The organism is Streptomyces torulosus (genome assembly GCF_001419765.1).
Lineage (GTDB): Bacteria > Actinomycetota > Actinomycetes > Streptomycetales > Streptomycetaceae > Streptomyces > Streptomyces torulosus.
Window position 1 is genome coordinate 1 of record NZ_LIRK01000652.1, and the last position, 1,633, is coordinate 1,633.

Below are 1,633 nucleotides of genomic sequence, written 5' to 3' on the forward strand. Positions count from 1 at the left end.
CGCCTCCACCCTGCCCATCGTCCTCGACTCCACCGAGGTCGACGTCATCCAGGCGGGCCTCGAGAAGCTCGGCGGCCGCGCGGTCATCAACTCCGTCAACTACGAGGACGGCGACGGCCCCGAGTCCCGCTTCGCGAAGGTCACCCGGCTCGCCCAGGAGCACGGCGCCGCGCTGATCGCCCTCACCATCGACGAGGAGGGCCAGGCGCGCACCCCGGAGAAGAAGGTCGAGATCGCCGAACGGCTCATCGACGACCTCACCGGCAACTGGGGCATCCACGAGTCGGACATCCTCATCGACACCCTGACCTTCACCATCTGCACCGGTCAGGAGGAGTCCCGGGGGGACGGCATCGCCACCATCGAGGCGATCCGCGAACTCAAGCGCCGCCACCCGGACGTCCAGACCACCCTCGGCCTGTCCAACATCTCCTTCGGCCTCAACCCGGCCGCGCGCATCCTCCTCAACTCGGTCTTCCTCGACGAGTGCGTCAAGGCCGGCCTCGACTCGGCGATCGTGCACGCCAGCAAGATCCTGCCCATCGCCCGCTTCGACGAGGAGCAGGTGCGCACCGCCCTCGACCTCATCTACGACCGCCGCGCCGAAGGCTACGACCCCCTCCAGAAGCTCATGCAGCTCTTCGAGGGCGCCACCGCGAAGTCGCTGAAGGCGGGCAAGGCCGAGGAACTGGCCGCCCTGCCGCTGGAGGAGCGCCTCAAGCGGCGCATCATCGACGGCGAACGCAACGGCCTGGAGGCCGACCTCGACNNCGACGGCGAGGAGGCGGGCAAGGGCACCATCGTCCTCGCCACCGTCCGCGGCGACGTCCACGACATCGGCAAGAACCTCGTCGACATCATCCTGTCCAACAACGGCTACAACGTCGTCAACCTCGGCATCAAGCAGCCGGTCTCCGCGATCCTCGACGCCGCCCAGGAGCACCGCGCCGACGTNNGCTCCTGGTCAAGTCCACGGTGATCATGAAGGAGAACCTGGAGGAGCTGAACCAGCGGGGCCTCGCTGCCAACTACCCCGTCATCCTCGGCGGCGCCGCCCTCACCCGCGCCTACGTCGAGCAGGACCTGCACGAGATCTACGAGGGCGAGGTCCGCTACGCCCGCGACGCCTTCGAGGGCCTGCGCCTGATGGACGCCCTCATCGGCGTCAAGCGCGGTGTGCCCGGCGCCAAGCTGCCCGAACTGAGGCAGCGCCGGGTCCGCGCCGCCGCCACGGCCGTCGAGGAGCGCCCCGAGGAGGGCCACGTCCGCTCCGACGTCGCCACCGACAACCCCGTGCCCACCCCGCCGTTCTGGGGCACCCGCGTCAGCAAGGGCATCCAGCTCAAGGAGTACGCCACCTGGCTGGACGAGGGCGCCCTCTTCAAGGGCCAGTGGGGACTCAAGCAGGCCCGCACCGGCGAGGGCCCCAGCTACGAGGAGCTCGTGGAGACCGAGGGCCGGCCCCGGCTGCGCGGTCTGCTGGACCGCCTCCAGACCGAGAACCTCCTCGAAGCGGCCGTCGTCCACGGCTACTTCCCCTGCGTCTCCAAGGACGACGACCTCATCATCCTCGACGACGCCGGCAACGAACGCACCCGTTTCTCCTTCCCCCGCCAGCGCCGCGGCCGCCGGC

General features: G+C 69.7%; 1 protein-coding gene and 2 pseudogenes. All 3 read left to right on the plus strand.

The window, feature by feature from the left end; genetic code table 11:
- Positions 1-769: dihydropteroate synthase (locus AOK23_RS50760; protein WP_240496724.1), on the plus strand; the 769-nt coding region annotated here is incomplete at both ends.
- A gap of 2 nt (positions 770-771) precedes the next feature.
- Positions 772-954, plus strand: a pseudogene (locus tag AOK23_RS50765) (cobalamin-dependent protein); the annotation flags it as partial.
- 2 nt (positions 955-956) lie between these two features.
- Positions 957-1,633 (plus strand): annotated as a pseudogene (locus AOK23_RS50770) (methionine synthase); the annotation flags it as partial.